The following is a 20,652-nucleotide window of genomic DNA, read 5'->3' as shown; positions in this document are numbered from 1 at the left end:
GCGATCGTTGTAGTTGTCTGCCACTGCTCTGTCCCGTAAAGCGAGTCTAACCAGCTTTGGCGGGTCTGGCAGGGCATTTAGCCAGTATTTGAAGGTGATGTGCGCCAATCGTTCCATCTGATTGCACGGACCGGTATCCTCGGGGAACTTCTGCTGCCATCCGGAGCACAGATTAAAGACATTCATTCTGCACAGGATCGCAACCATGCACCTTCTGGTAGTCGAAGACGACGACATCGTACGCATGCTGATGGTCGAAGTGCTCGACGAGTTGGGCTACACCGTCATCGAAGCGGAGCATGCCAACGCGGCGCTGCGCATTCTCGAGGACCCGAACCAGGCACTGGCGCTGATGATGACCGATGTGGGGCTGCCGGACATGCGTGGCGAAGAGTTGGCGGCCAAGGCGCGCGAACTGCGGCCGCTGTTGCCCGTGCTGTTCGCCAGTGGCTATGCCGAAAGCGTCGACGTACCGGAGGGCATGCACCTCATCGGCAAGCCGTTCAGCATCGACCAGTTGCGGGAGAAGGTGAAGGCCATTCTGGGTAACCCTTGAAATCGGTGTCGCCTGCTTCGCGGGCTTGCCCGCTCCCACAGGGAACGCGCGGCCCCAAAGCTGGCGCTGTACCTGTGGGAGCGGGTTCACCCGCGAAGGGGCCGGAACAGGCAGTACACCTCACAGCTCCCTGCGCAACAGGTAGCTATCCATGATCCACCCCTTGCGCGCCCGCTCCCGCTCACGCACTTCCATTATCTGCGCCTTCACCGCCTGCAACGGCCCGGCAATCAGCACCTCATCCGCGGTCCCCAGGTACGCGCCCCAGTAGATCATCAACGCCGGGTCATCGAGCCGGGCAAACGCGCACTGCCCGTCGAGCATCACCAGCACATTGTCGATCTGCCCCTGCCCGGCCAGGCGCCGCCCTGGCAATACGGTCAACGGCTCACCGATACGATTGAGCGGCACCTGATGGCGCGCCGCCAACGCCTGCACGCTGCTGATGCCCGGAATGACCTGCAGGCGCAGCGCCACACCACGCTCGCGGACCAGGCCAAGGATGCGCAGGGTGCTGTCGTACAGCGTCGGCTCGCCCCACAGCAGAAAGGCGCCGGTTTCCCCAATGCCTAACTCCTGTTCGATCAGTTGGGCATACAGCGCCGCACGCTGCCGGTGCCAGTCCTGCACCGCGCCCAGGTAGTCATCGGCCTGGCCATCGCGTGCAGGGTCGGCGACCTGCACCAGGCGGTAGCCGCCCTCGGGCCGATAGCGTTGCAGGATGGCCTTGCGCAGGTGCACCAGTTCGTCCTTGTCGCCGCCCTTGTCGAGCACGAAGAACACGCTGGCCTGGCGAAGCGCATCGACCGCCTCGTAGGTGACCTGGCGCGGGTCACCCGGGCCGATGCCGATCAACAACAGGTCTTTCATTGCCCTGCCCTTTGCGGGAACCAGCAGTCATTGTCAGGTGGCTGCCGGTATTTGGCAAAGCGCCCCGTCAGAAGATGGAGAAGTTGTAGCTGACAATGACCCGTGTCTCGTCCATGTCACGCGCCCACTTTTCATAGTTGCTGCGGTAAGTGGAATTACGCAGGCGCACACTGACGTCCTTGAACGTGCCACTTTGCACCTGGTACTTGAACTCGGTGTCGCGTTCCCATTCTTTGCCTTCGGCCGTGCTGCCCGGCACCTTGATATTGTCACCGTTGATGTAACGGGTGAAGAAAGTCAGGCCGGGCACGCCCAGGGCCTTGAAGTCATAGTCATAACGCACCTGCCAGGAACGTTCCTGGGCGGCGGCGAAGTCGTTGACCTGGGCATAGTTGACCAGGTACGGGTTGGTGCCATCCAGGTATGGCATGGCACTGTCGCCATACATGCGTTGCCAGCCGGCACTGAGCTTGTGGCCACCCAGGCTGTAGCCGAGCATGCCGCTGAACGCGCGATGGTCGATTTCGCCGGCGCGGGCATTGCCGATGTCGTCACTCTTGATCAAGCGCAGGTCTGCCGACAGGCTGCCCACCGCCAATGGCTGGCTGGCCACCAGGCCGAGGAAGTGCTGGCGGTAGATGTTCTCCAGCTTGGACACCTGGTACTGGGCGCTGAAGCGCTCGTTGAAACGGTAATCGACACCGGCCAGGTCAAAGTGGTCAGCCTCGATATCGCAGGCATAGCGCTTGTTCTTGCAATGCACGCGAATGTCCTGGCGGTCGGTGGAATCCCGTGCGGTGTACTTGTCCAGGCGGGCCAGGGTGAACTTCAGGTCGCGCACTTCTTCGGAGGTGAGCATGGCGCCATGGAACATGGTCGGCAGCAGGCGGCCATCGTTGTACTTGAGCAGCGGCACATCCGGCATCATCGAACCGTACTTGAGCACGGTATTGGAAACCTTGACCTTGGCCGCCAGGCCCATCTTCGCGTACTGGTCCGCCGAGTGCCGTGGGTCATGGCCGGAAGACGGCAACAGGCCGCTGTTGCTGTCTGCCGGGCTGGAGTCAAGTTTGAAGCCGAACATGCCCAGCGCATCCACGCCAAAACCTACCGGCCCCTGCGTGTAACCCGACTGCACATTGAGGATGAAACCTTGTGCCCATTCTTCGCGTTTGGACGCACCCTGGCTGGAACTGCTGTGGCCGTCACGAAAATCCCGGTTGAAATAGACATTGCGTGCTTCGACCTTAGCACTGCTGTCTTCAAGAAAACCGGCAGCCTGGGCATTGACGCCGGCACACAACAGGAACAAGCCGGCAACACGACGCCCGGGGGCGATGGGGAAAGGGGCAAACATGGGAGAAAACATCCAGAATCAAGGCGAGTAAACAACCTGTGGCACGTGCTGGCCACGGTACTGCGAAGGGGCCGAACAATAGCCGGCCATCATCTGAAATTATCGCGCGAAGGCTCTGGCACGAGCCATTGGACCATGGTCTAAGCGCACCGCAAGGCAACCGCGGAAAAACCTGACAATACCGCGCGCAAAACTAGGAAAGTTCCCGGCTTACTTACAAAAAGTTTGCAGTTTACCCAGTACCCATGAATGACTACACTCGATATCAGCGAACAGCGGAACCCACCCGCGTGGCCGGCGTTTTTATTCTTCTTCAATGTTCGTCACGCCCTGCCACGACCGACGTACAGGAGTGATTACAGTGTCCAGACTTGCAGAGTTTCGTGCTGCCGAAAAAGCGCTCCAGGAACAGATGGCGCAACTGGAAGCGTTGAAAAAGGATGCCGGCCTCAAACGCGAAATCGAATTCGAGCAGAAACTAGTCGGCCTGATGAAAAGCTACGACAAGAGCCTGCGCGATATCATCGCCATCCTCGACCCGAAGGCAGTGGCCCGGGTTTCCAGTGCAGCGCCCAAGCAACAGCGCCGCGCGCGCGTGGTGAAGGTTTACACCAACCCGCACACCGGCGAGCGGATCGAGACCAAAGGCGGCAACCACCGTGGGCTCAAGGCCTGGAAAGAACAATACGGAGCCGCCACGGTAGAAAGCTGGGTACGCTGATGAAACGTCCACACGTGCTTCACACTTTTTTCACAAGGGCTGGCTCAGTATCGAGACAGCTAAAGGACTAGCGACCCCATCACGCGCCCGCACATGCGGGCCTCTAATTCCAGCGCCCTGCCTCGTGCAGGGCGCTTTCATTTGCGCAATCGGCACACTGCCGTATCATGGCCGGCCTGTCTGTTTTGCCGGCGCCCTGCGCCCGGCCCCGTCTCAGGAGTTCCCATGAGCCTGCATGATCTGCAAACCCTGCCTGGTGTCGCCGCCCAACCGGACGCCGCCACCGCCCAGTTCGTCTTCAACCACACCATGCTGCGGGTCAAGGACATCGAGAAGTCCCTGGACTTCTATACCCGCGTGCTGGGCTTCCGCCTGGTGGACAAGCGCGACTTCCCCGAAGCCGCCTTCAGCCTGTACTTCCTGGCTCTGGTAGACCCGGCGCAGATCCCGGCCGATGACAGCGAACGCCACCAGTGGATGAAGTCGATCCCGGGCGTGCTGGAGCTGACCCACAACCACGGCACCGAAAACGATGCCGAGTTTGCCTACCACAACGGCAACACCGACCCACGCGGCTTTGGCCACATCTGCATCTCGGTACCGGACGTACGCGCCGCCTGCGCACGCTTCGAGGCACTGGACGTACCGTTCCAGAAGCGCCTGCAGGACGGGCGCATGAACCACCTGGCCTTCGTCAAGGACCCGGATGGTTACTGGGTCGAAGTCATCCAGCCGACCGAACTCAAAGGCTGAGCGTTCATCGCGGCTCGCTCGTCGGGCCGGGAACTCCCGGCCCCTTGCTGTGGTATATGAAGGTAACTGCTTCACATGCCACAGCGAGGTAAGGACGATGCAATCTCTTCACTGTGAATATCGCAAGCACACCATCACCGCCAGCGTGATGCCCCACCCCGATTCCCCCCTGCCCTATGCCGCCGGGTGCCTGATCACCGACCCCGACGGACACACCAGCAGGCGCATGTCGATGCCGATGAAGTTCTTCTCCGACCTCGAGAACGCACAGCATGTGTCGCTGGCCCATGGCCGGGCGCTGGTCGACCAGCAGCTGGATGAAGGGCACAAGGTGTTCTGACCTTGTCGATGCCTGTGCCGGCCTCTTCGCGGGTAAACCCGCTCCCACAGGGGTAGCGCCGCTGCTACATGCGTGCGCTATCCCTGTGGGAGCGGGTTTACCCGCGAAAGGGCCGGCACAGGAGTATTCAGATATCCCGGGCGTACGCCACCGCCGCCTCCACCTGCGCCAGGGTGGGTCGCACCCCGGTGTACAGCACGAACTGCTCCAGCGCCTGCAGCGCAATCACCTCCAGCCCGGTGATCACCGGCTTGTCCAACGCCCGCGCCCGTCGGATCAACGGAGTGCTCTCCGGCATCGCCACCACATCGAACACCCGCGCCGCCGCCGCGATGGCGTTCTCGGAAAACGCCAGCTCCTCGCCCTCGGGCCCGCCCGCCATGCCGATCGGCGTCACGTTCACCAGCATGGGTGGGCACAGGTCGCCCAGCTCCGCCACCCAGCGATAACCACACACATCCGCCAGCTGCCGCCCGGCCTGCTCGTTGCGCGCAACGATGATACCTTCGGCGAACCCGGCATCGCGCAAGGCACTGGCTACCGCCTTGGCCATGCCGCCACTGCCGCGCAGGGCAAACGCCGTGGCCGGGTCGACCTGGTGTTGCTCCAGCAACTGGCGCACGGCCAGGTAATCGGTGTTGTAGGCCTTCAGGTGACCATTGGTATTGACCAGGGTATTGACCGATTCGATGGCCGCCGCCGATGGGTCGATCTCGTCGACCAGGGCCATGCAGGCCTCCTTGTACGGCATCGATACCCCGCAACCGCGGATACCCAAGGCACGGATGCCCGCCACCGCCGCCGGCAGGTCATCGGTGCGCATGGCCTTGTAGTAGAAGTCCAGGCCCAGCTGCTGGTACAGGTGGTTGTGGAACCGTACCCCGAAGGTGCCGGGGCGGCCCGCCAGGGAGATGCACAGCACGGTGTCTCTGCTGGGAGTTGTCGACATAACCTGCTCCTTTGTCATAACTGAAACGTTTGTTCAGCGTAACAGACGTAACCGCTGGTCGTCGCTTACACAACCTTTACCGTTCCCCCGTGCTCAGCTGACGAAAAGTGGAGTCATAGTAATAGGACCCCACACCTGGGGTGTCCTTGCGAGGGTTTCTTCATGAACCGTCACATTCCCGGAATCGCCCTGCTGGTCGGTGCCCTGGCCATCAGCGCACCTGCTGTCGCCCACGGCGGCCATGGCCATGGCGGTTGGTATGGCCCCGGCCCGCTGCTGGGTGCGGCCGTGGTTGGCGCCGTGGTCGGGGCGACGGTTTATGGCGGGCGTGACCGTACCGTGTACGTCGAGCGCCAACCGGTCTACTACGGGCCGCCACCTGTGTACGTGCAACCACCGCCACCGCCGGTGTACTACCAGCCGTACTACGTGCCAGCACCACCGCCCCCGGGCTACCGCACCTACTATGGCCCGCCACCGGTGTATTACGGCCCGCCGCGGTGGTAAATGTTGATAGAACCAATGACCACTATCGAGGAAGTTAATTTCAAACCGCCCCGGCTGCTGCGTAAGGTAGGGCCATGTTTACAGGAGGTCCACATGGCCACTATCCAGATCATGTCCGTCGTCGGCAGTGCCGTCCCCGCTTCGCTGCGTGAGCAGGGCCTGCTGGCATGCTGGTACCTGGTACGCAACGGCGAAGCCGTAAGCGGCCCGATGCCGACCCTCGCCTCGGCCCAGGCCCTGGTCGAACAGTTGCAACCAGGCACCCTGGTCGCCTGACCCGTATTTGTTGTGCGTTGCTCCCTACGCCCTTCTGGCCCGCCTACCTGGCGGGTCTTTTTTTGCCTGGGCGTTACGCCTGAACCTCCCCGCTGCAGGCTATGAACATTGCCAACAACGCGGCCAACTGGTGCTCGCGCTGACCGTAGCCCGCGCCAGGCAGGCTGGCCCAGATCGGCGCGGCCTTGGCGATCGCCTGGGCAATGCGGCCGACCTTGATCAGTGCCAGTGCGCCGCACTCGCTCAGCAACTTGATTGCCGCCAGGTCCTGGGCCTCAGGGGTAAAGCGGCCATTGAAGCCATAAGTGCTCACGATGGCATCCCAGGTACCGGCCAGAATCTGGTACCGCCCTGCCGCAGAGCTGTGGATGCCGTAGCTGGGCAACCACACCTTCTGCCTCGGGTGCCCGCTGTAGTCATTGAACAGTTGGCCGCCGACCAGGACGTTGTAGCCATCGTCACTGGCAGCGATGGTCGAGGTACCCTCGGACCAGGCCAGCATGTCCAGGAATGCGAGCACGTTCGCGCCGCCGGCAGCGGCAGAATCCAATCGAGCCATGTTGTCTCCATACAGAAAAGGGCCCATACGCATGGGCATGAACAGAATTTGTCTTGCGGGCCGCCTCACTCACCCTGCTTCCCGCGCAGGCGGGCGATCCCCTCGCCCTGGACGGTGACCTGCCGGGGAGGATGGCCGCCCCGACTGGTCAGCGCTTCGATCTTGCCTTCCAGGCGCCCTACAGTGATCACCAGTTCATTGCGCTCCTTGGCAAACTGATCGGCCCTGGCCTGCGCTTCTCTTCGGGCGTCACGCTCGATATCGAGCAGCTCATTCAGGCGCCGGACCACGCCAATATCAGCGTTGTCCATGGCACGGTCAGCCGCATCCCTGGACAGCCACTTGCGCAGCCAGAGGAATGCACCCAGCAACACGGTGCCTGTTCCGCCCAGCCAGGTGATGGTGCCTGGGCCGAGGTCAGTCGGATCCATGAAAACCTCATAACGGATGGTGATGTCGTAAGCCTGGAGAACAGCTTCTCGGTGGCTTTCCTTGCTTGCATATTTAATTTAGCCTACAGCTAATATCGTGACAAGAGAAATTTAGCCTTGAGCATATTTAGCAGCAAGCTAAACACTGGCATGCTTCGCCCCATGGACATCTACGAAATTCGCAAGCACAACCTGGTCAAGCTGATCGGCAGCCAGAGGAAGGGATCCTGCGCAGAGCGCTGGGGGATGGCGCCTGCGCACCTGAGCCAGATCCTTTCGGACAAGACAGCGAAGAACCTGGGCGATGACGTGGCCCGCAGGATCGAGGGCATCGAAGGTTTGCCGCGGGGGTGGTTCGACGCGGTGGCAGCGGGCGACCAGCCGCAGTCGCCGGTCGAGGCTGGCGACAGCAAGCTTTCCGCGGCCGACCTGGTCAAGCAGATGCTTGCCAGAAGCGGCAGGGGCATCCCCGAAGAAACCCGGCAAAGGCTGCTGGCCGCCGCCGAGGAGCCGGCAGACTCGACGCTGGTGGCGGCTGAACTTGTTCGGCCAGGCCTGGTGGGCGACGAAGTGTGGATTGCCCACTACGACGTCCGTGCGGCCATGGGCGGCGGGCAGATCCCCCACGACTACCCCGAGATGTTCAAGGATGTTCGCGTCAGCCCAAGCCACCTGCGCGAGCTGGGCGTGGAGTTCAGCGAGCACCACCACCTGAAGATGGTGACCGGCTGGGGGCAGTCGATGGAACCGACCATCAAGCACCGCGACCCGCTGATCGTGGACGTCAGCATCCGCGAGTTCGTCGGCGATGGAATCTACTTCTTCTCCTGGGGCGACCACATCTACATCAAGCGGCTGCAGATTGCCGACGAAGACCATTTCGAGATGATTTCCGACAACTCGCGGCACAAGGACCGCATGATTCGCCGGGAAGAGACCTACATCCAGGCCAGGGTGCTGCTGGTGTGGAATGCACACCTTGTGTAAAGCGAAGCCCACCACCCCGGCGTAATGCTGTCCATTCGCGCAACTGGGGCCGCCTTGCGGCCCTTCGCGGGCAAGCCCCGCTCCCACAAGTACGATGCAAGCCTCAAGGAATGCACATTCCTGTGGGAGCGGGCTTGCCCGCGAAGGGCTGCAAGGCAGCCCCATCGATGTCACATCAGACTCGAGTGAACAGTATTACGCTACCCCGCAGGCTCTTTCTGACCTTCAGAAAGGTGCCGCCTCCTCGACCTGCTGCTCGCTGTCCTGCTCGACGATAAAGTCGTCGCGCTCCTCCACGCTGCCGCGCTCCCAGCGTACCGTCACGCTCTCGTCTTCGTTGAAGGTCAGTTCCAGCTCGGGCGTCTCGGCCAGCAGGCCCATCACCTCCTCCCACTCGGCATCACCGTCGGTATCCAGGCGATGCACCGTCACCCAGCGCTGCGTCTGCGCGAGCGGGTGGTTGATCATCGCTGATACCCGCAAGCTCAGCCGCTCTATTCCGGTCATTTCCTGGCGCTGATGGGGCGTCGACTTCAAGGGCTTAGACATATTCTTATCCTGACAGCTGTATATTCGTACAGTATTCAAGGAAAGCTTATCTCACCGCCAAATCAAGCGTAAAGCCCCCGATGTGGAAAATTTTCGCCAACAGGTAATTTGTCGCCCGGCGAAATAATTTTAGCCATGAGCTATTGACGATGACTTAGCGCAAGGCTAAATTTCATTCCAGCAGCCGCCACCGTGCTGCTGCGGCACCCACCGTCATTTTCATTCAGGAGTTCTCCCCATGAGCGTAGATATCCGCAACCTTATCCTCGCCGTTCCGGTAGCTGAATCGTCGATCAGCACCGTAGCGGTCGAACTCACCGGCAGCGAAGCGATTGCCCTGTACCCGAACTACGTGACAGTGCTCAGCGATGGTTCGGTCCAGTTGTCTGCCCCCACCAAAGGCGCTTCGAGCAAAAGCACCCGCAGGACCCGCTGCGAGTGGTCGGAGCCGGAATACTGGAGCCTGGGCAGCGCCCGGGATCACTGGAATCGCCAGGAAATGACGCTGACCAAGGTCAACTGGGCGCAGAAGGTGGTTATCGCGCAGATGCACGTCTACGGGGACGACAGCCCGCCCGTGAAGGTGTTCTGGAAAAAGGGCGACATCACCCTGGGTTTTCGGCGGACCTACAACCAGACTGACCCGATCAACTCGACGGTGCTCAAGGGGGTACCGCTGGGGGCGAAGTTCGAGGTGAGCATCCATGCCACCGCAGCAGGCGTGGTCAACGTTACGGCCAAGTGCAACGGGATGACCGGATCGTCCGGCGATCTGCAGTTCGACAGCACCTGGGCTACACAGCTATTCGAGTTCCACGGCGGGGTCTACAACCAGGTGGACTACACCGATACCACGCCCGCCGATGACGGCTCGATCTGCATCATCAGCGACCTCTCGCTGACCCATGCCTGAACCCAGTCAGCCGGCAAGACATCCCGATGCCCCTGCCCCCAGACGCAGGTTGCATCGGGATCGCCTTTGGCTGAACTCCAGGTGGGCCGCTCAAACTTCCTGCTTCCCGGATGAACTAAGCTATTCGGATGTCTTTTTTCCAGATCAGGGTTAGGCCCCCATGAGACTGTTCGATTTCATTGATAGCAGTATGGAACCCATTCTCCAGGCTTGGGAAAATTACGCCCGCTCGGTTGAAACAGAGCTGCCAAAGCAGGACTCCATCGGCTTGCGCAATCATGCCGAGAAGTTGCTCCGCACCGTGGCCGCAGACATGAGAACGCCCCAGAGCAGGCAACAACAGTCCGAGAAAGCACAAGGGAGAGGCCCCAGGAGTTCCAGCGAAACCGCAGCGCAGACCCACGCGGTTGCTCGCTTGATAGCTGGGTTCTCGATGGATCAGATGGTGTCCGAATACCGGGCATTGCGCGCAAGCGTTCCGTCACTCTGGCTTACCCAGGAATCGTTCGCAGACGCGCATCATGTTCAGGACATGATCCGGTTCAATGAAGCGATTGACCAGGCGCTCGTAGAGTCGATCGCGGCCTACGGAACGGCAGTCGAGGCGACCCGGAAAATGGTGCTCGCCGTGCTCGGTCATGATTTGCGTTCGCCCTTGGGCGCGATACTCATGGCTGGCGGGCTGATCCAGCGGCAGGCCGGACTGGATGAAAAGGGAAAGGTACTTGCGACCCAGGTTTGTACCAGCGCACATCGGGCAAATGTCATGATCAACGATCTGCTGGATCTGGCCCGCTGCAACCTGGGGACTGGCATTCCAGTGGATTTGCGGAAAATGGATCTGAACGCCATCTGCCAAGCTGTCATTGACGAACTGCGCACGGCATTCCCGCACGCGCGGATCATCCTGGATGAGCAGGCGCACATCATCGGGCAATTCGACCCTGACCGCATCTCTCAGGTTTTCTCCAACCTGATAGGCAATGCCCTGCGCCATGGCGATGCGACGGCCCCGATCAAGGTCACGGTGGCCAGGGTGGATGGTGTTCCACGGGTCAGCGTCCAGAATTCCGGAGAGCCTATTGCACCCGAGGTGATGCCCTACATCTTCAAGCCGGAAGGGCGATACTCGAGCTACTCATCCGGAGAGCGGGGCTCCGCAGCGGGGCTCGGCCTTGGCCTGTTCATCACATCGGAGATCGTGGCGAACCACGGTGGCAGAATTGAGGTGGAGTCGACCGAAGAGGAAGGGACGACCTTCGAGGTTGTTCTGCTGTCTTCGGCAAAGTGATGATGGGTACAGGACAGGTACCGGATTAAATTTCGTTCACGTTGCGCCCTTTAGTCATAAGGCATTCGACAGCAAATCAGCCATACTCCAGAATGCAGCGGTTTTTGGGGGAAAACCCTTGCACAGCCAACGACATACCAACTTTTAGTGAGCCTCAACGTGAAAACATCCCTGTCCATCCTCAGCCTGCTGCTGTTGCTCACAGGTACTGCGACCCTTCCGTCGACCGCTGCTGCACAACCCCCGGCCCAGGTTCAACGTGACCCATCCAAGCTGCATCTCGCCTCGGGCAGCGCCCTGCTGATCGACTTGAACACCAACCAGGAGCTGTATTCGAGCCACCCCGACCGCGTGGTACCGATTGCGTCGGTGACCAAACTGATGACGGCGATGGTAGTGCTGGATGCCAAGCAGCCCATGGATGAGATGCTCACCATGACCATTGCCAACAACCCGGAAATGAAAGGCGTGTATTCGCGTGTGCGGCTGGGCAGCCAGCTCGACCGCCGCGAAACCTTGCTGATTACCCTGATGTCATCGGAAAACCGTGCGGCCAACACCCTGGCCAACCATTACCCCGGCGGCTACCCGGCGTTCATCAAGGCGATGAACGCCAAGGCCCGCAGCCTGGGCATGGCGCACACCCGCTACGTCGAGCCGACCGGCCTGTCGACGCAGAACGTGTCCACGGCCCGTGACCTGGCCAAGCTGCTGATGGCGTCGCGCAAGTACCCGATGCTGAGCGAGCTGTCGACCACCCGCGAGAAGACCGTGGCCTTCCGCAAGCCCAACTACACCCTGGGCTTTCGCAACACCGACCACCTGGTGAACAAGAGCAACTGGGACATCAAGCTGACCAAGACCGGCTTCACCAATGAAGCCGGGCACTGCCTGGTGCTGCTGACCCGCATGGACAACCGCCCGGTGGCCATGGTGATCCTCGACGCCTTTGGCAAGTACACCCACTTCGCCGATGCCAGCCGCATGCGTCAGTGGCTGGAAACCGGTGCTGCCAAGCCGGCGCCGGCGGTGGCCATGCAGTACAAGGCGGAGCGGCAGAACAAGGGGCGCCTGGCGGCCGAATGACCGCCGCCGGAATGATGGGGCCTGCACCGGCCCTATCGCCGGCAAGCCAGCTCCCACAGTGACAGCACCAGGCCTGCGAAAGCAACTGCCCTGCGCGGTCCATGTGGGAGCCGGCTTGCCGGCGATGGGCTGCACAGCAGCCCCAAGTTCGTCAGGCCGTGGTGCTGACCATCCCGCCCGCGCTGCTGCCACCCGTTTTCTGTAGCGCTTCGAGCAACTGCGCGGTGGCCTGCAGGATTTCACCATTGATGGTGGCGATGCTCGCCTGCTTGGCGGACACAACTGCCAGCTTGGTGGTTTCGTCCATCTTCTGCACCATCAACTGGGCCAGTTGCTTCTGTTCCTCGGCCAATTGCTTCTGCAGCTTCTTGATCATCTCGCGCAATTGCCTGATGTGCGCCGGCTCCGAACTCTCACTGCTGCCCTGGGCGCCTTGAGCCTGGCCGCCACCGCTCAATTTCGACGTGTCGGCCTGAGTGCCGGCCCCACTCTCTTCAGTCTTTTGCGCATCCTGGCTGTCGGCGACCTGGGTTGTGCTCAGCGCCTGGGCCGTGGTGCTGATGCTGACTGCTGCAATACCTGTCATGTCTTACTCCCTGCGTTGCAAATGGGTCCTTGGGTTGTTCTGCCTATCGGCCGACAGGCGCAGGTCTTTAGCCCCCGTTGCAAGTGGCCGGTCGCCCGCCAGTAAATTCCCCGTCGTTTGGCTCGTTCCACCCAATGTACAAACGCAGGCGCCGGCCTCTCCCGGCGAGCGTCAACATTCGACCATTATGGAACCGCAGCCATGAGCCAGTCTGCAAACCCGGAAACCATCAAGGACCTGATCGGCGTGGGCTTCGGCCCTTCCAACCTGGCCCTGGCCATCGCCCTGGAAGAACTCGCCGAGTCCCAGGGCCATGCCCTCGACGCGCTGTTCATCGACAAACAGCAGGACTATCGCTGGCACGGCGAAACCCTGGCCACCCAGAGCGAGCTGCAGATCTCGTTCCTCAAGGACCTGGTGTCGCTGCGCAACCCCACCAGCCCCTACAGCTTCGTCAACTACCTGCACCAGAAGCAGCGCCTGGCCGACTTCATCAACCTCGGCACCTTCTACCCCTGCCGCCTCGAGTACAACGACTACCTGCGCTGGGCCGCCGAGCACTTCGCCACCCAGGCGGTATATGGCGAGGAAGTGCTGCGCATCGAGCCGGACGTGCAGGCGGGCCGGGTCGAGCACCTGCGCCTGGTCTCGCGCGACGCCCAAGGCCGCGAATACAGCCGCCGCACCCGTTCGGTGGTGGTCGGCAGCGGCGGCACGCCGAAAATTCCGGAAAAGTTCGGCGCCTTCAAGGAGGACCCGCGGGTATTCCATCACTCCCAGTACCTGAGCAGCCTGAACAAGTTGCCGTGCACCGCCGGCAAGCCGATGCGCATTGCCGTGATCGGTTCGGGCCAGAGCGCCGCCGAGGCGTTCATCGACCTCAACGACAGCTACCCGTCGGTCAAGGTCGACATGATCCTGCGTGGCTCGGCGCTCAAGCCTGCCGATGACAGCCCGTTCGTCAACGAGATCTTCTCGCCGGACTACACCGACCTGGTCTACAACGAACCGGCCGACCAGCGCAGCAAGCTGCTGGGCGAATACCACAACACCAACTATTCGGTGGTCGACCTCAACCTGATCGAACGCATCTACGGCATCCTCTACCGGCAGAAGGTCGCCCACCAGTACCGCCACAACGTGCTGTGCCGGCGCCAGGTCGAAGCCGTGGTGGCCACCCGCGAAGGCCTGGAACTGACCCTGCGCGACCTCGCCACCGGCCAGCAGCAGACCCACCGCTACGACGCTGTGATACTCGCCACCGGCTACGAGCGCCGCTCGCACCGTGACCTGCTGGCGCCCCTGGCCGGCTACCTGGAGGATTTCAGCGTCGACCGCAACTACCGCGTGCTGGCCAGCCCCGACCTGCAGGCCTCGGTGTACCTGCAGGGCTTCTGCGAAAACAGCCACGGCCTGAGTGACACCCTGCTCTCGGTGCTGCCGGCGCGCGCGGCGGAAATTGGCCGCGCGCTGTACCAGGACCTGGCTCAGCTGCACGGCAAGCCGCAACCGGCAGTGGCCCTGACCCGCGCCTGATCCCCTGCAAGACCAGCACTGCCCTCAAGGCATGCACAGGTCCTGTAGGAGCGGCCTTGTGTCGCGAAAGGGCTGCAAAGCAGCCCCGGCAATTTGTGCATCTGCGCTGAAACCCTGGGGCTGCTGCGCAGCCCTTTCGCGACACAAGGCCGCTCCTACAGGGTCGCGCCAGCTTTCAGGTTTCTTTGCCTGAAACATTTGCTTGCATTTAAAACGGCAGGTTTTCGATTCTCATTCGTCCTTATCAATACAGCCCCTCTTTGGCTGGGCACACGCTCGACTCCCCATTGCAGAAGACCGTCAGATGGCCAAATCACCGAAAAAATCCAAATCCAGGCTGTGGTTCCTGGTCCACAGCTGGCTCGCCTTGCCGATCTGGTTCTTTGTCCTGATCGTCTGCTTCACCGGCATGCTCGCGGTGGTCAGCCAGGAAATCGTCTGGCTGGCCGACCCGGCCGTGCGCGCCAACAAGCCCGACGCCGACGCCGAACGCCTGAGCTTCCAGCAGGTACTGGACGCCCTGCACAAGGCCGAGCCGGACATGGTGGTGGAGCGGTTGATCCAGCCCGACGGTTCGCACTTTGCGGTCAAAGCCAATGTCACCCTGCCTGACGGCACCAGCCCGACGCTGTATGTAAACCCCTACAACGGGGCCATCCAGGGCAAGACCCCGGACTTCAACTTCGAAGCCTTCACCCGCGCCCTGCACGGCTGGTGGCTGGTGCCGTTCACCAACGGCTTCAGCTGGGGCTGGTACCTGGTGTCGCTGCTCGGGCTGCCCATGCTGGCTTCGCTGGTCACCGGCCTGGTGGTGTACAAGAAGTTCTGGAAGGGCTTCTTCAAGCCGGTGCGCACCGGCCATGGTTCGCGGATTTTCTGGGGCGACCTGCACCGCCTGGCCGGGGTCTGGTCGATCTGGTTCATTGCGGTCATTTCCATCACCGGCACCTGGTTCCTGATCCAGGCGATCCTGGCCGACAACCACATCACCATTTCCAGCCGGCCCATCGTGCCGGTCATCGCCCGTGAGGACGTGCCGCAAACCCCGAATGGCAGCCCGGCAGCGCGCATCGACCTGGATGAAGCGGCACGCATCGCCGGCCTGGCGGTCCCGGGGCTGGACATCAGCTTCATCTCGCTGCCGGCCACCGCCTACAGCCACATCACCCTGGCAGGGCCAGGCTGGTACCCGCTGATGTTCCAGAGCGCCTCGGTAAACCCGTACACGCGTAATGTCGACAGCCAGTTCCTGATCAGCGACCGCTCCGCCCTGGAGTTCGTCACCGAATCCATGCGCCCGCTGCACACCGGCGATTTCGGCGGCCTGCCGATCAAGCTGGTGTGGTTCTTCTTTGGCCTGGTCCTCACCCTGATGGTGTTCAGCGGCTTGCTGATCTGGACCAAACGCACCGCCCAGGCCACCGCCGCCGCCCTCAAGCGCAGCGAGCGCGCACCGCGCATGGCGCGCCATGAACCCACCGCGGAGATCCGCCCATGAGCCAGGCCCAAGCCGTGCCCGTCAGCCCGCTGAAGCAACTGTGGCTGAAGTGGCGTTTTCACCTGAACATCCTGCTGATCCTCATCCCGCTGGGCTTCATGCCCAAGTACTTCGCCGACGCCAAGCTGTTCCGCGGCGAAGCAGGGCTCGGCGCCAATGTGATCAACGACATCCAGGTCGGCCCCTATACCCTGGACCTGGCCGAGATGCGTGACGAGGCCCCCCGCGCCGACGGCCCTGCCGGCCACTTCAAGGTCTTCAATGCGTCGCTGTGCAAGGCCTGCGTCAACGGCGTCAAGGCGGCCTACCTGCGCATCGGCAAACCGCGCAGCCTGCGCGCCGCCGGCACGATTTTCTTCGGTGCACCGTACAACATGGGCACCTCGTTGCCGATCCCGCCACGCACCAAGCCCGACGCGCAGATCTGGATCACTCTGGAAGGCTGGGACGGCAGCATGCACCAGGCGTCGGTCCCGCTGGCCAAGGCATCGCCAGCCACCGTGGCCTGGCTCGAGAAACAAGGAGGCAATAAATGAAACACCTGATGCGCACCCTCGCCCTGCCCTTGCTGGTGCTGGCCGCCGGCCCGGCCCTGGCGCACAACCCGATGTGCGAATGCGAAGAACTGCCTGGCGGCCAGGTCAAGTGCACCGGCGGCTTCTCGGATGGCAGCGGTGCCCCCGGGGTAACCCTGGACGTGATCGGCTACGACGAACAGGTGCTGGTCGGCGGCAAGCTCGGTGATGACTCGACCTTGACCTTCAAGCGCCCGGACGGCGAGTTCTACGTGCTGTTCGATGCCGGCCCCGGGCACGTGGTGGAAGTCGACCACGCCGATATCGCCCAGCCATGAGCCGCGCCCAAGTGATTCGCCCGGCCGGTGCCGGGCACGAAACCCTGTACGTGCTGCTGGTCAGCCTGCTGATCGTGGTACTCGCCACCAGCGTGGTGCTGCTGCGCGGCGAACGCGAGGATGAACAGGCCATCGCCAGCCACCAGATCGACGCCCGTCGCGACCTCACCGCCGCCGAGCAAGGCCTGTACACCGACCTGCGGGTGGCCTTCGACGAAATCCAGCTGCTGCGTGAAGAAAACGCCGCCGCGCCCAGCGTGCAGGCCCTGGCCGAGGAAGGCCTGCCGCCGTTCGTGGTCGATGCCGGCAGCCAGAGCCGCGGCAGCCACCAATGGTCGTGGCTGGAGACCGGGGCCTACCTCGGCCGCAGCCAGGCCCCGGAAGTGGCCGGCAGCCTGCTGCTGATCCTGCCGGCCGACAGCACCGGCCAGGCCGATGTCTGGCTGCGCCGCGACAGCACCGCCGTGCCCCCGGACGACCTTGGCCAGGCCGCCCTGATCGCCGCCGGCTGGCAGCAGGTGGTCAGCCATTACGACGCCGGGGTCACCCGCGAACACCGTCACTGAACCCAAGGACTCCCCCATGCTCCGCTCCGCCCTCGCCCTGCTCCTGGCCCTTGCCCTGCCGGCACAGGCCCTGGCCGATAACGGCAAGCCCCTGCGTATCGGCATTACCCTGCACCCCTACTACAGCTATGTGAGCAACATCGTCGGCGACAAGGCCGAAGTGGTGCCGCTGATTCCGGCGGGGTTCAACCCCCATGCCTACGAGCCACGGGCCGAGGACATCAAGCGCATCGGCACCCTGGACGTGGTGGTGCTCAACGGCGTTGGCCATGACGATTTCGCCGACCGCATGATCGCCGCCAGCGAAAAGCCCGGCATCAACACCATCGAGGCCAACCAGAACGTACCGTTGCTGGCGGCCACCGGCATTGCCGCCCGTGGCGCCGGCAAGGTGGTCAACCCGCACACCTTCCTGTCGATCAGCACCACCATCGCCCAGGTCAACAACATCGCCCGCGAACTGGGCAAGCTCGACCCGGACAACGCCAAGCTGTACACGCAAAACGCCCGCGCCTATGCCAAGCGCCTGCGCACACTGCGTGCCGACGCACTGGCCAAGGTCACCGAGGCGCCCAGCGCCACCTTCCGGGTCGCCACCATCCATGCCGCCTACGACTACCTGGTGCGCGACTTCGGCCTGGAGGTGACCGCGGTGGTCGAGCCAGCCCATGGCATCGAACCCAGCCCGGCCCAGCTGAAAAAGACCATCGACCAGCTCAAGGCGCTGGACGTGCGGGTGATCTTCTCGGAAATGGACTTCCCGTCGGCCTATGTCGAAACCATCCAGCGTGAATCCGGCGTGCGCCTGTACCCGCTGACGCACATCTCCTACGGCGAATACACCAAGGACAAGTACGAAGTGGAGATGAAGCGCAACCTCGACACCGTGGTCCGCGCCATCCAGGAGAACCGCGCATGACCGCCGCCGCCAACCTGGTGACAGCCTGCGGGCCGCGCATCGAGTTTGCCAGCATCGACCTGACCCTGGGCCGCACCCGCATCCTCGAACAGGTCAGCTTCAACGTCGCCGCCGGCAGCGTGCATGCCATCGTCGGCCCCAACGGCGGCGGCAAGAGTTCGCTGATCAAGACCCTGCTCGGGCAGATGCCGCACCAGGGCCAGCTGACCCTGCACTGGCCCGGCGAACGCGAAGTGATCGGCTATGTGCCGCAGGCGCTGGAGTTCGACCGTGGCCTGCCGATGACCGTGGACGATTTCATGGCTGCCATGTGCCAGCGCCGCCCCGCCTTCCTCGGCCTGTCGCGCCGTGTGCAGCCAGCCATCGACGCGGCCCTGGCGCGGGTCGGCATGCTCGACAAGCGCAAACGGCGCATGGGCGCGCTTTCCGGTGGCGAACGCCAACGCGTGCTGCTGGCCCAGGGCCTGATCCCCGAGCCGCAACTGCTGGTGCTGGACGAGCCGATGTCGGCCCTGGATGAAGCCGGCATCCAGGTGTTCGAACAACTGCTGCAGGGCTGGCGCCAGGCCGGCACCACCGTGCTGTGGATCGAACACGACCTGGAAGCTGTGCTGCGCCTGGCCGACCGGGTTACCGGCCTGAGCCGCCAGGTACTGTTCGACGCCCCACCCGCCCAGGCCCTTACCCCAGAGCGCCTGCTCGGCCTGTTCTCCGTTCACCCGCGTAGCGAGAGCCTTGCCTGATGAGTTTCGAAATCTTTCGGCAAACGGTCCAGGACTGGGCCACTGCCGGCTACCTGCCCGAGGCGCTGGCCTACGGTTTCGTGGTCAACGCTTTGCTGGCCGGTTTGATGATCGGCCCGGTGCTGGGCGGCCTGGGCACCCTGGTGGTGGTCAAGCGTTTTGCCTTCTTCTCCGAGGCGGTCGGCCATGCCGCGCTGACCGGCGTGGCCATCGGCATCCTGCTGGGCGAGCCCTACACCGGCCCCTACGGCAGCCTGTTCGGCTACTGCCTGCTGTTCGGTATCTTGCTCAACTTCCTGCGCAACCGCACCGGGCTGTCGCCGGACACGCTGATCGGCGTGTTCCTGTCGGTGTCGTTGGCGCTGGGCGCCAGCCTGCTGCTGATGCTGGCGGGCAAGATCAACGTGCACATCCTCGAGAACGTGCTGTTCGGCTCGGTGCTGACCGTCAGCGGCCAGGACCTGGTGGTGCTGGGCATCGTCGCGGTGCTGGTGCTGGCATTGGCCGTGCCGCTGTACAACCGCATCATGCTGGCCAGTTTCAACCCACAGCTGGCGGCCGTGCGCGGGGTGGCGGTGAAAACCCTGGACTACCTGTTCGTGGTGCTGGTGACCCTGGTCACCGTGGCCTCGGTGAAGGTGATCGGGGCGATCCTGGTCGGAGCGCTGCTGGTGATTCCCGCTGCCGCCGCACGCCTGGTCAGCCAGTCGCTGAAGGGCTTTTTCATCCTGTCGGTGCTGATCGCCACGCTGAGCACGTTGCTCGGCATCCTGCTGCCGATCGTTTTCGACCTGCCGGTGCCGTCCGGCGCCGCGATCATCCTGGTCGCCGGCATCTGCTTCGCCCTGGCGGCGCTGGCCCGCGCCCTCGTCCCCCGCCTGCAAGGAAACCCGGCATGAACCTGAAACGCCTGACCCTGGCGCTGGCCCTGGCAGGCCTGCCGTCACTGTCTTTCGCCACACAAGTACTGACCACCCTGCCCGTCACCCACAGCCTGGCGAGTGCCCTGCTCGACGGCACCACGGTGCAGCTCAAGCGTGCAGCGCCCGCCAACCTGCCTGCCAGCCGCCAACCTTCCTATTTCGGCGGGCGCGGTGGCGCCAGCCTGCACAAGGCCGCGCGGCAGGCCGACGCGGTGATCAGCGTGCGCTCGATCTGGCGTGACGACCCGCTGTACCCGATGGCCCGGCGCAGCAATATCCGGATCGTCGAGATCGACGCCGCACGGCCGGTGGATGGCGCACTGCCGGGTATTGCGGTGAGCGGTGACGAGGCCTATGGCGCCTACCCCTGGCTCAACCCGACCAACTTCGGGCGCATGGCCGACGTGGTAGCCAATGACCTGGAGCGGTTGGCGCCGGCCGACAAGGCGAAGATCCAGGGCAACCTGGCCGGGCTCAAACGCCAGTTGCTGGAGCTTTCGGCCAGCAGCCAGACACGCTTGGCCAAGGTCGACAACCTGACGGTGGTGAGCCTGTCGGAACGGCTGGGTTATCTGGCCAGCGGGTTGAACCTGGACGTGGTCGAGCAGCCGCTGCCGGCCGAGTGGGATGCCGCTGCGCTGAAGGCGCTGGGGGACAACCTGATGGCGCAGGATGTGGCGCTGGTGCTGGACCATCGGCAGCCGGAGGCAGCGGTGGCCGAGGTGATCAAGGCGTCCGGGGCGAAGCTGGTGGTGGTGGAAAGTGACCCTGAGGATGCGTTTGCCGGGTTGAAGGCCAGTGTGGAACAGGTGGTTGCCGCCCTGGGCGAAAGCTGATGTTGGCTGTGCCGGCCTCTTCGCGGGCTTGCCCGCTCCCACAGGTA

General features: G+C 63.1%; 26 protein-coding genes. 19 read left to right on the top strand and 7 right to left on the bottom strand.

All coding sequences use genetic code 11. The features are described from left to right. Positions 1-205: 205 nt before the first annotated feature. The gene (locus CAG34_RS15480) at positions 206-556 is read left to right on the top strand and encodes a response regulator (RefSeq protein WP_085591016.1); all 351 of its coding nucleotides are present in this window, start codon (positions 206-208) and stop codon (positions 554-556) included. 120 nt (positions 557-676) lie between these two features. Here the strand turns inward: CAG34_RS15480 and cobF are convergent, their stop codons facing one another. Both cobF and CAG34_RS15470 read right to left on the bottom strand, forming a co-directional pair. After that, the gene (gene cobF, locus CAG34_RS15475; protein WP_085591014.1) at positions 677-1,426 is read right to left on the bottom strand and encodes a precorrin-6A synthase (deacetylating); all 750 of its coding nucleotides are present in this window, start codon (positions 1,424-1,426) and stop codon (positions 677-679) included. Between the two features lie 67 nt (positions 1,427-1,493). After that, the gene (locus CAG34_RS15470) at positions 1,494-2,783 is read right to left on the bottom strand and encodes an OprD family porin (protein ID WP_085591012.1); all 1,290 of its coding nucleotides are present in this window, start codon (positions 2,781-2,783) and stop codon (positions 1,494-1,496) included. Between the two features lie 361 nt (positions 2,784-3,144). Between CAG34_RS15470 and CAG34_RS15465 the strand changes: the two genes are divergently transcribed. The 3 genes from CAG34_RS15465 (at position 3,145) to CAG34_RS15455 (ending at position 4,597) form a co-directional block, all read left to right on the top strand. Next, the gene (locus CAG34_RS15465) at positions 3,145-3,504 is read left to right on the top strand and encodes a histone-like nucleoid-structuring protein, MvaT/MvaU family (RefSeq protein ID WP_015270810.1); all 360 of its coding nucleotides are present in this window, start codon (positions 3,145-3,147) and stop codon (positions 3,502-3,504) included. Positions 3,505-3,729: 225 nt separating this feature from the next. Beyond that, complete coding sequence (gloA, locus tag CAG34_RS15460; protein ID WP_085591009.1) at positions 3,730-4,257, top strand: lactoylglutathione lyase; 528 nt, start codon at positions 3,730-3,732, stop codon at positions 4,255-4,257. 97 nt (positions 4,258-4,354) lie between these two features. After that, positions 4,355-4,597, top strand: coding sequence for a hypothetical protein (locus CAG34_RS15455; RefSeq protein ID WP_013973119.1), 243 nt, complete (start codon positions 4,355-4,357; stop codon positions 4,595-4,597). A gap of 127 nt (positions 4,598-4,724) precedes the next feature. On the opposite strand, the gene CAG34_RS15450 is transcribed toward CAG34_RS15455, so the two are convergent. Beyond that, the gene (locus tag CAG34_RS15450; protein ID WP_085591007.1) at positions 4,725-5,546 is read right to left on the bottom strand and encodes a shikimate 5-dehydrogenase; all 822 of its coding nucleotides are present in this window, start codon (positions 5,544-5,546) and stop codon (positions 4,725-4,727) included. Between the two features lie 162 nt (positions 5,547-5,708). Between CAG34_RS15450 and CAG34_RS15445 the strand changes: the two genes are divergently transcribed. Together CAG34_RS15445 and CAG34_RS15440 are read left to right on the top strand one after the other, a co-directional pair. Beyond that, entirely contained in the window at positions 5,709-6,053 is a 345-nt protein-coding gene (locus CAG34_RS15445; protein ID WP_025338687.1) for a hypothetical protein, read from the top strand. Positions 6,054-6,146: 93 nt separating this feature from the next. Next, the gene (locus CAG34_RS15440) at positions 6,147-6,329 is read left to right on the top strand and encodes a hypothetical protein (protein WP_075044883.1); all 183 of its coding nucleotides are present in this window, start codon (positions 6,147-6,149) and stop codon (positions 6,327-6,329) included. A 73-nt stretch (positions 6,330-6,402) separates the two neighbouring features. Here the strand turns inward: CAG34_RS15440 and CAG34_RS15435 are convergent, their stop codons facing one another. Beyond that, positions 6,403-6,888: a glycoside hydrolase family protein gene (locus CAG34_RS15435; RefSeq protein ID WP_085591005.1), complete on the bottom strand. Its 486-nt coding sequence runs from the start codon at positions 6,886-6,888 to the stop codon at positions 6,403-6,405. Positions 6,889-6,953: 65 nt separating this feature from the next. After that, complete coding sequence (locus CAG34_RS15430; protein WP_075044881.1) at positions 6,954-7,319, bottom strand: chemotaxis protein; 366 nt, start codon at positions 7,317-7,319, stop codon at positions 6,954-6,956. A gap of 162 nt (positions 7,320-7,481) precedes the next feature. Between CAG34_RS15430 and CAG34_RS15425 the strand changes: the two genes are divergently transcribed. Next, on the top strand, positions 7,482-8,306 hold the full coding sequence (locus CAG34_RS15425; RefSeq protein ID WP_085591003.1) for a S24 family peptidase: 825 nt from the start codon (positions 7,482-7,484) through the stop codon (positions 8,304-8,306). 225 nt (positions 8,307-8,531) lie between these two features. On the opposite strand, the gene CAG34_RS15420 is transcribed toward CAG34_RS15425, so the two are convergent. Next, positions 8,532-8,855, bottom strand: coding sequence for a DUF1654 domain-containing protein (locus tag CAG34_RS15420; RefSeq protein WP_085591001.1), 324 nt, complete (start codon positions 8,853-8,855; stop codon positions 8,532-8,534). A gap of 238 nt (positions 8,856-9,093) precedes the next feature. Between CAG34_RS15420 and CAG34_RS15415 the strand changes: the two genes are divergently transcribed. The 3 genes from CAG34_RS15415 (at position 9,094) to pbpG (ending at position 12,145) form a co-directional block, all read left to right on the top strand. After that, positions 9,094-9,768: a polysaccharide lyase family 7 protein gene (locus tag CAG34_RS15415; protein WP_085590999.1), complete on the top strand. Its 675-nt coding sequence runs from the start codon at positions 9,094-9,096 to the stop codon at positions 9,766-9,768. A 160-nt stretch (positions 9,769-9,928) separates the two neighbouring features. Next, the gene (locus CAG34_RS15410) at positions 9,929-11,059 is read left to right on the top strand and encodes a sensor histidine kinase KdpD (protein ID WP_085590997.1); all 1,131 of its coding nucleotides are present in this window, start codon (positions 9,929-9,931) and stop codon (positions 11,057-11,059) included. A gap of 159 nt (positions 11,060-11,218) precedes the next feature. Continuing rightward, positions 11,219-12,145 carry a D-alanyl-D-alanine endopeptidase gene (gene pbpG, locus CAG34_RS15405; RefSeq protein WP_025338679.1) on the top strand — a complete coding sequence of 309 codons (927 nt, stop codon included), beginning with the start codon at positions 11,219-11,221 and terminating at the stop codon, positions 12,143-12,145. Between the two features lie 151 nt (positions 12,146-12,296). Here pbpG and CAG34_RS15400 read toward each other — a convergent pair whose 3' ends face one another. After that, positions 12,297-12,731, bottom strand: coding sequence for a hypothetical protein (locus CAG34_RS15400; protein ID WP_085590995.1), 435 nt, complete (start codon positions 12,729-12,731; stop codon positions 12,297-12,299). A 201-nt stretch (positions 12,732-12,932) separates the two neighbouring features. On the opposite strand from CAG34_RS15400, the gene CAG34_RS15395 reads away from it, so the two are divergent. The 9 genes from CAG34_RS15395 (at position 12,933) to CAG34_RS15355 (ending at position 20,605) form a co-directional block, all read left to right on the top strand. Further along, positions 12,933-14,267 carry a lysine N(6)-hydroxylase/L-ornithine N(5)-oxygenase family protein gene (locus tag CAG34_RS15395; RefSeq protein WP_085590994.1) on the top strand — a complete coding sequence of 445 codons (1,335 nt, stop codon included), beginning with the start codon at positions 12,933-12,935 and terminating at the stop codon, positions 14,265-14,267. Positions 14,268-14,571: 304 nt separating this feature from the next. Then, a complete protein-coding gene (locus tag CAG34_RS15390) occupies positions 14,572-15,765 on the top strand; it encodes a PepSY domain-containing protein (RefSeq protein ID WP_085590992.1) in 1,194 nt (397 codons plus the stop codon). Then, on the top strand, positions 15,762-16,301 hold the full coding sequence (locus CAG34_RS15385; RefSeq protein WP_025338676.1) for a hypothetical protein: 540 nt from the start codon (positions 15,762-15,764) through the stop codon (positions 16,299-16,301). Before CAG34_RS15390 ends, CAG34_RS15385 begins: the two co-directional genes overlap by 4 nt. Beyond that, on the top strand, positions 16,298-16,618 hold the full coding sequence (locus tag CAG34_RS15380; protein WP_085590990.1) for a hypothetical protein: 321 nt from the start codon (positions 16,298-16,300) through the stop codon (positions 16,616-16,618). Before CAG34_RS15385 ends, CAG34_RS15380 begins: the two co-directional genes overlap by 4 nt. Further along, positions 16,615-17,184 carry a DUF6162 family protein gene (locus CAG34_RS15375; RefSeq protein ID WP_085590988.1) on the top strand — a complete coding sequence of 190 codons (570 nt, stop codon included), beginning with the start codon at positions 16,615-16,617 and terminating at the stop codon, positions 17,182-17,184. Before CAG34_RS15380 ends, CAG34_RS15375 begins: the two co-directional genes overlap by 4 nt. 16 nt (positions 17,185-17,200) lie before the next feature. Beyond that, positions 17,201-18,103: a metal ABC transporter substrate-binding protein gene (locus CAG34_RS15370; RefSeq protein ID WP_025338673.1), complete on the top strand. Its 903-nt coding sequence runs from the start codon at positions 17,201-17,203 to the stop codon at positions 18,101-18,103. Next, entirely contained in the window at positions 18,100-18,846 is a 747-nt protein-coding gene (locus tag CAG34_RS15365) for a metal ABC transporter ATP-binding protein (RefSeq protein ID WP_085590986.1), read from the top strand. Before CAG34_RS15370 ends, CAG34_RS15365 begins: the two co-directional genes overlap by 4 nt. Continuing rightward, positions 18,846-19,745, top strand: a complete 900-nt coding sequence (locus CAG34_RS15360; RefSeq protein ID WP_085590984.1) for a metal ABC transporter permease — start codon at positions 18,846-18,848, stop codon at positions 19,743-19,745. Before CAG34_RS15365 ends, CAG34_RS15360 begins: the two co-directional genes overlap by 1 nt. Further along, entirely contained in the window at positions 19,742-20,605 is an 864-nt protein-coding gene (locus CAG34_RS15355) for a metal ABC transporter solute-binding protein, Zn/Mn family (protein ID WP_085590982.1), read from the top strand. Before CAG34_RS15360 ends, CAG34_RS15355 begins: the two co-directional genes overlap by 4 nt. Positions 20,606-20,652: the final 47 nt, after the last annotated feature.

Source organism: Pseudomonas sp. B14(2017) (genome assembly GCF_002113255.1).
GTDB lineage: Bacteria > Pseudomonadota > Gammaproteobacteria > Pseudomonadales > Pseudomonadaceae > Aquipseudomonas > Aquipseudomonas putida_Z.
Note: the sequence above shows the minus strand (reverse complement) of the source record. Positions and strands in the feature narration are given on the sequence as shown.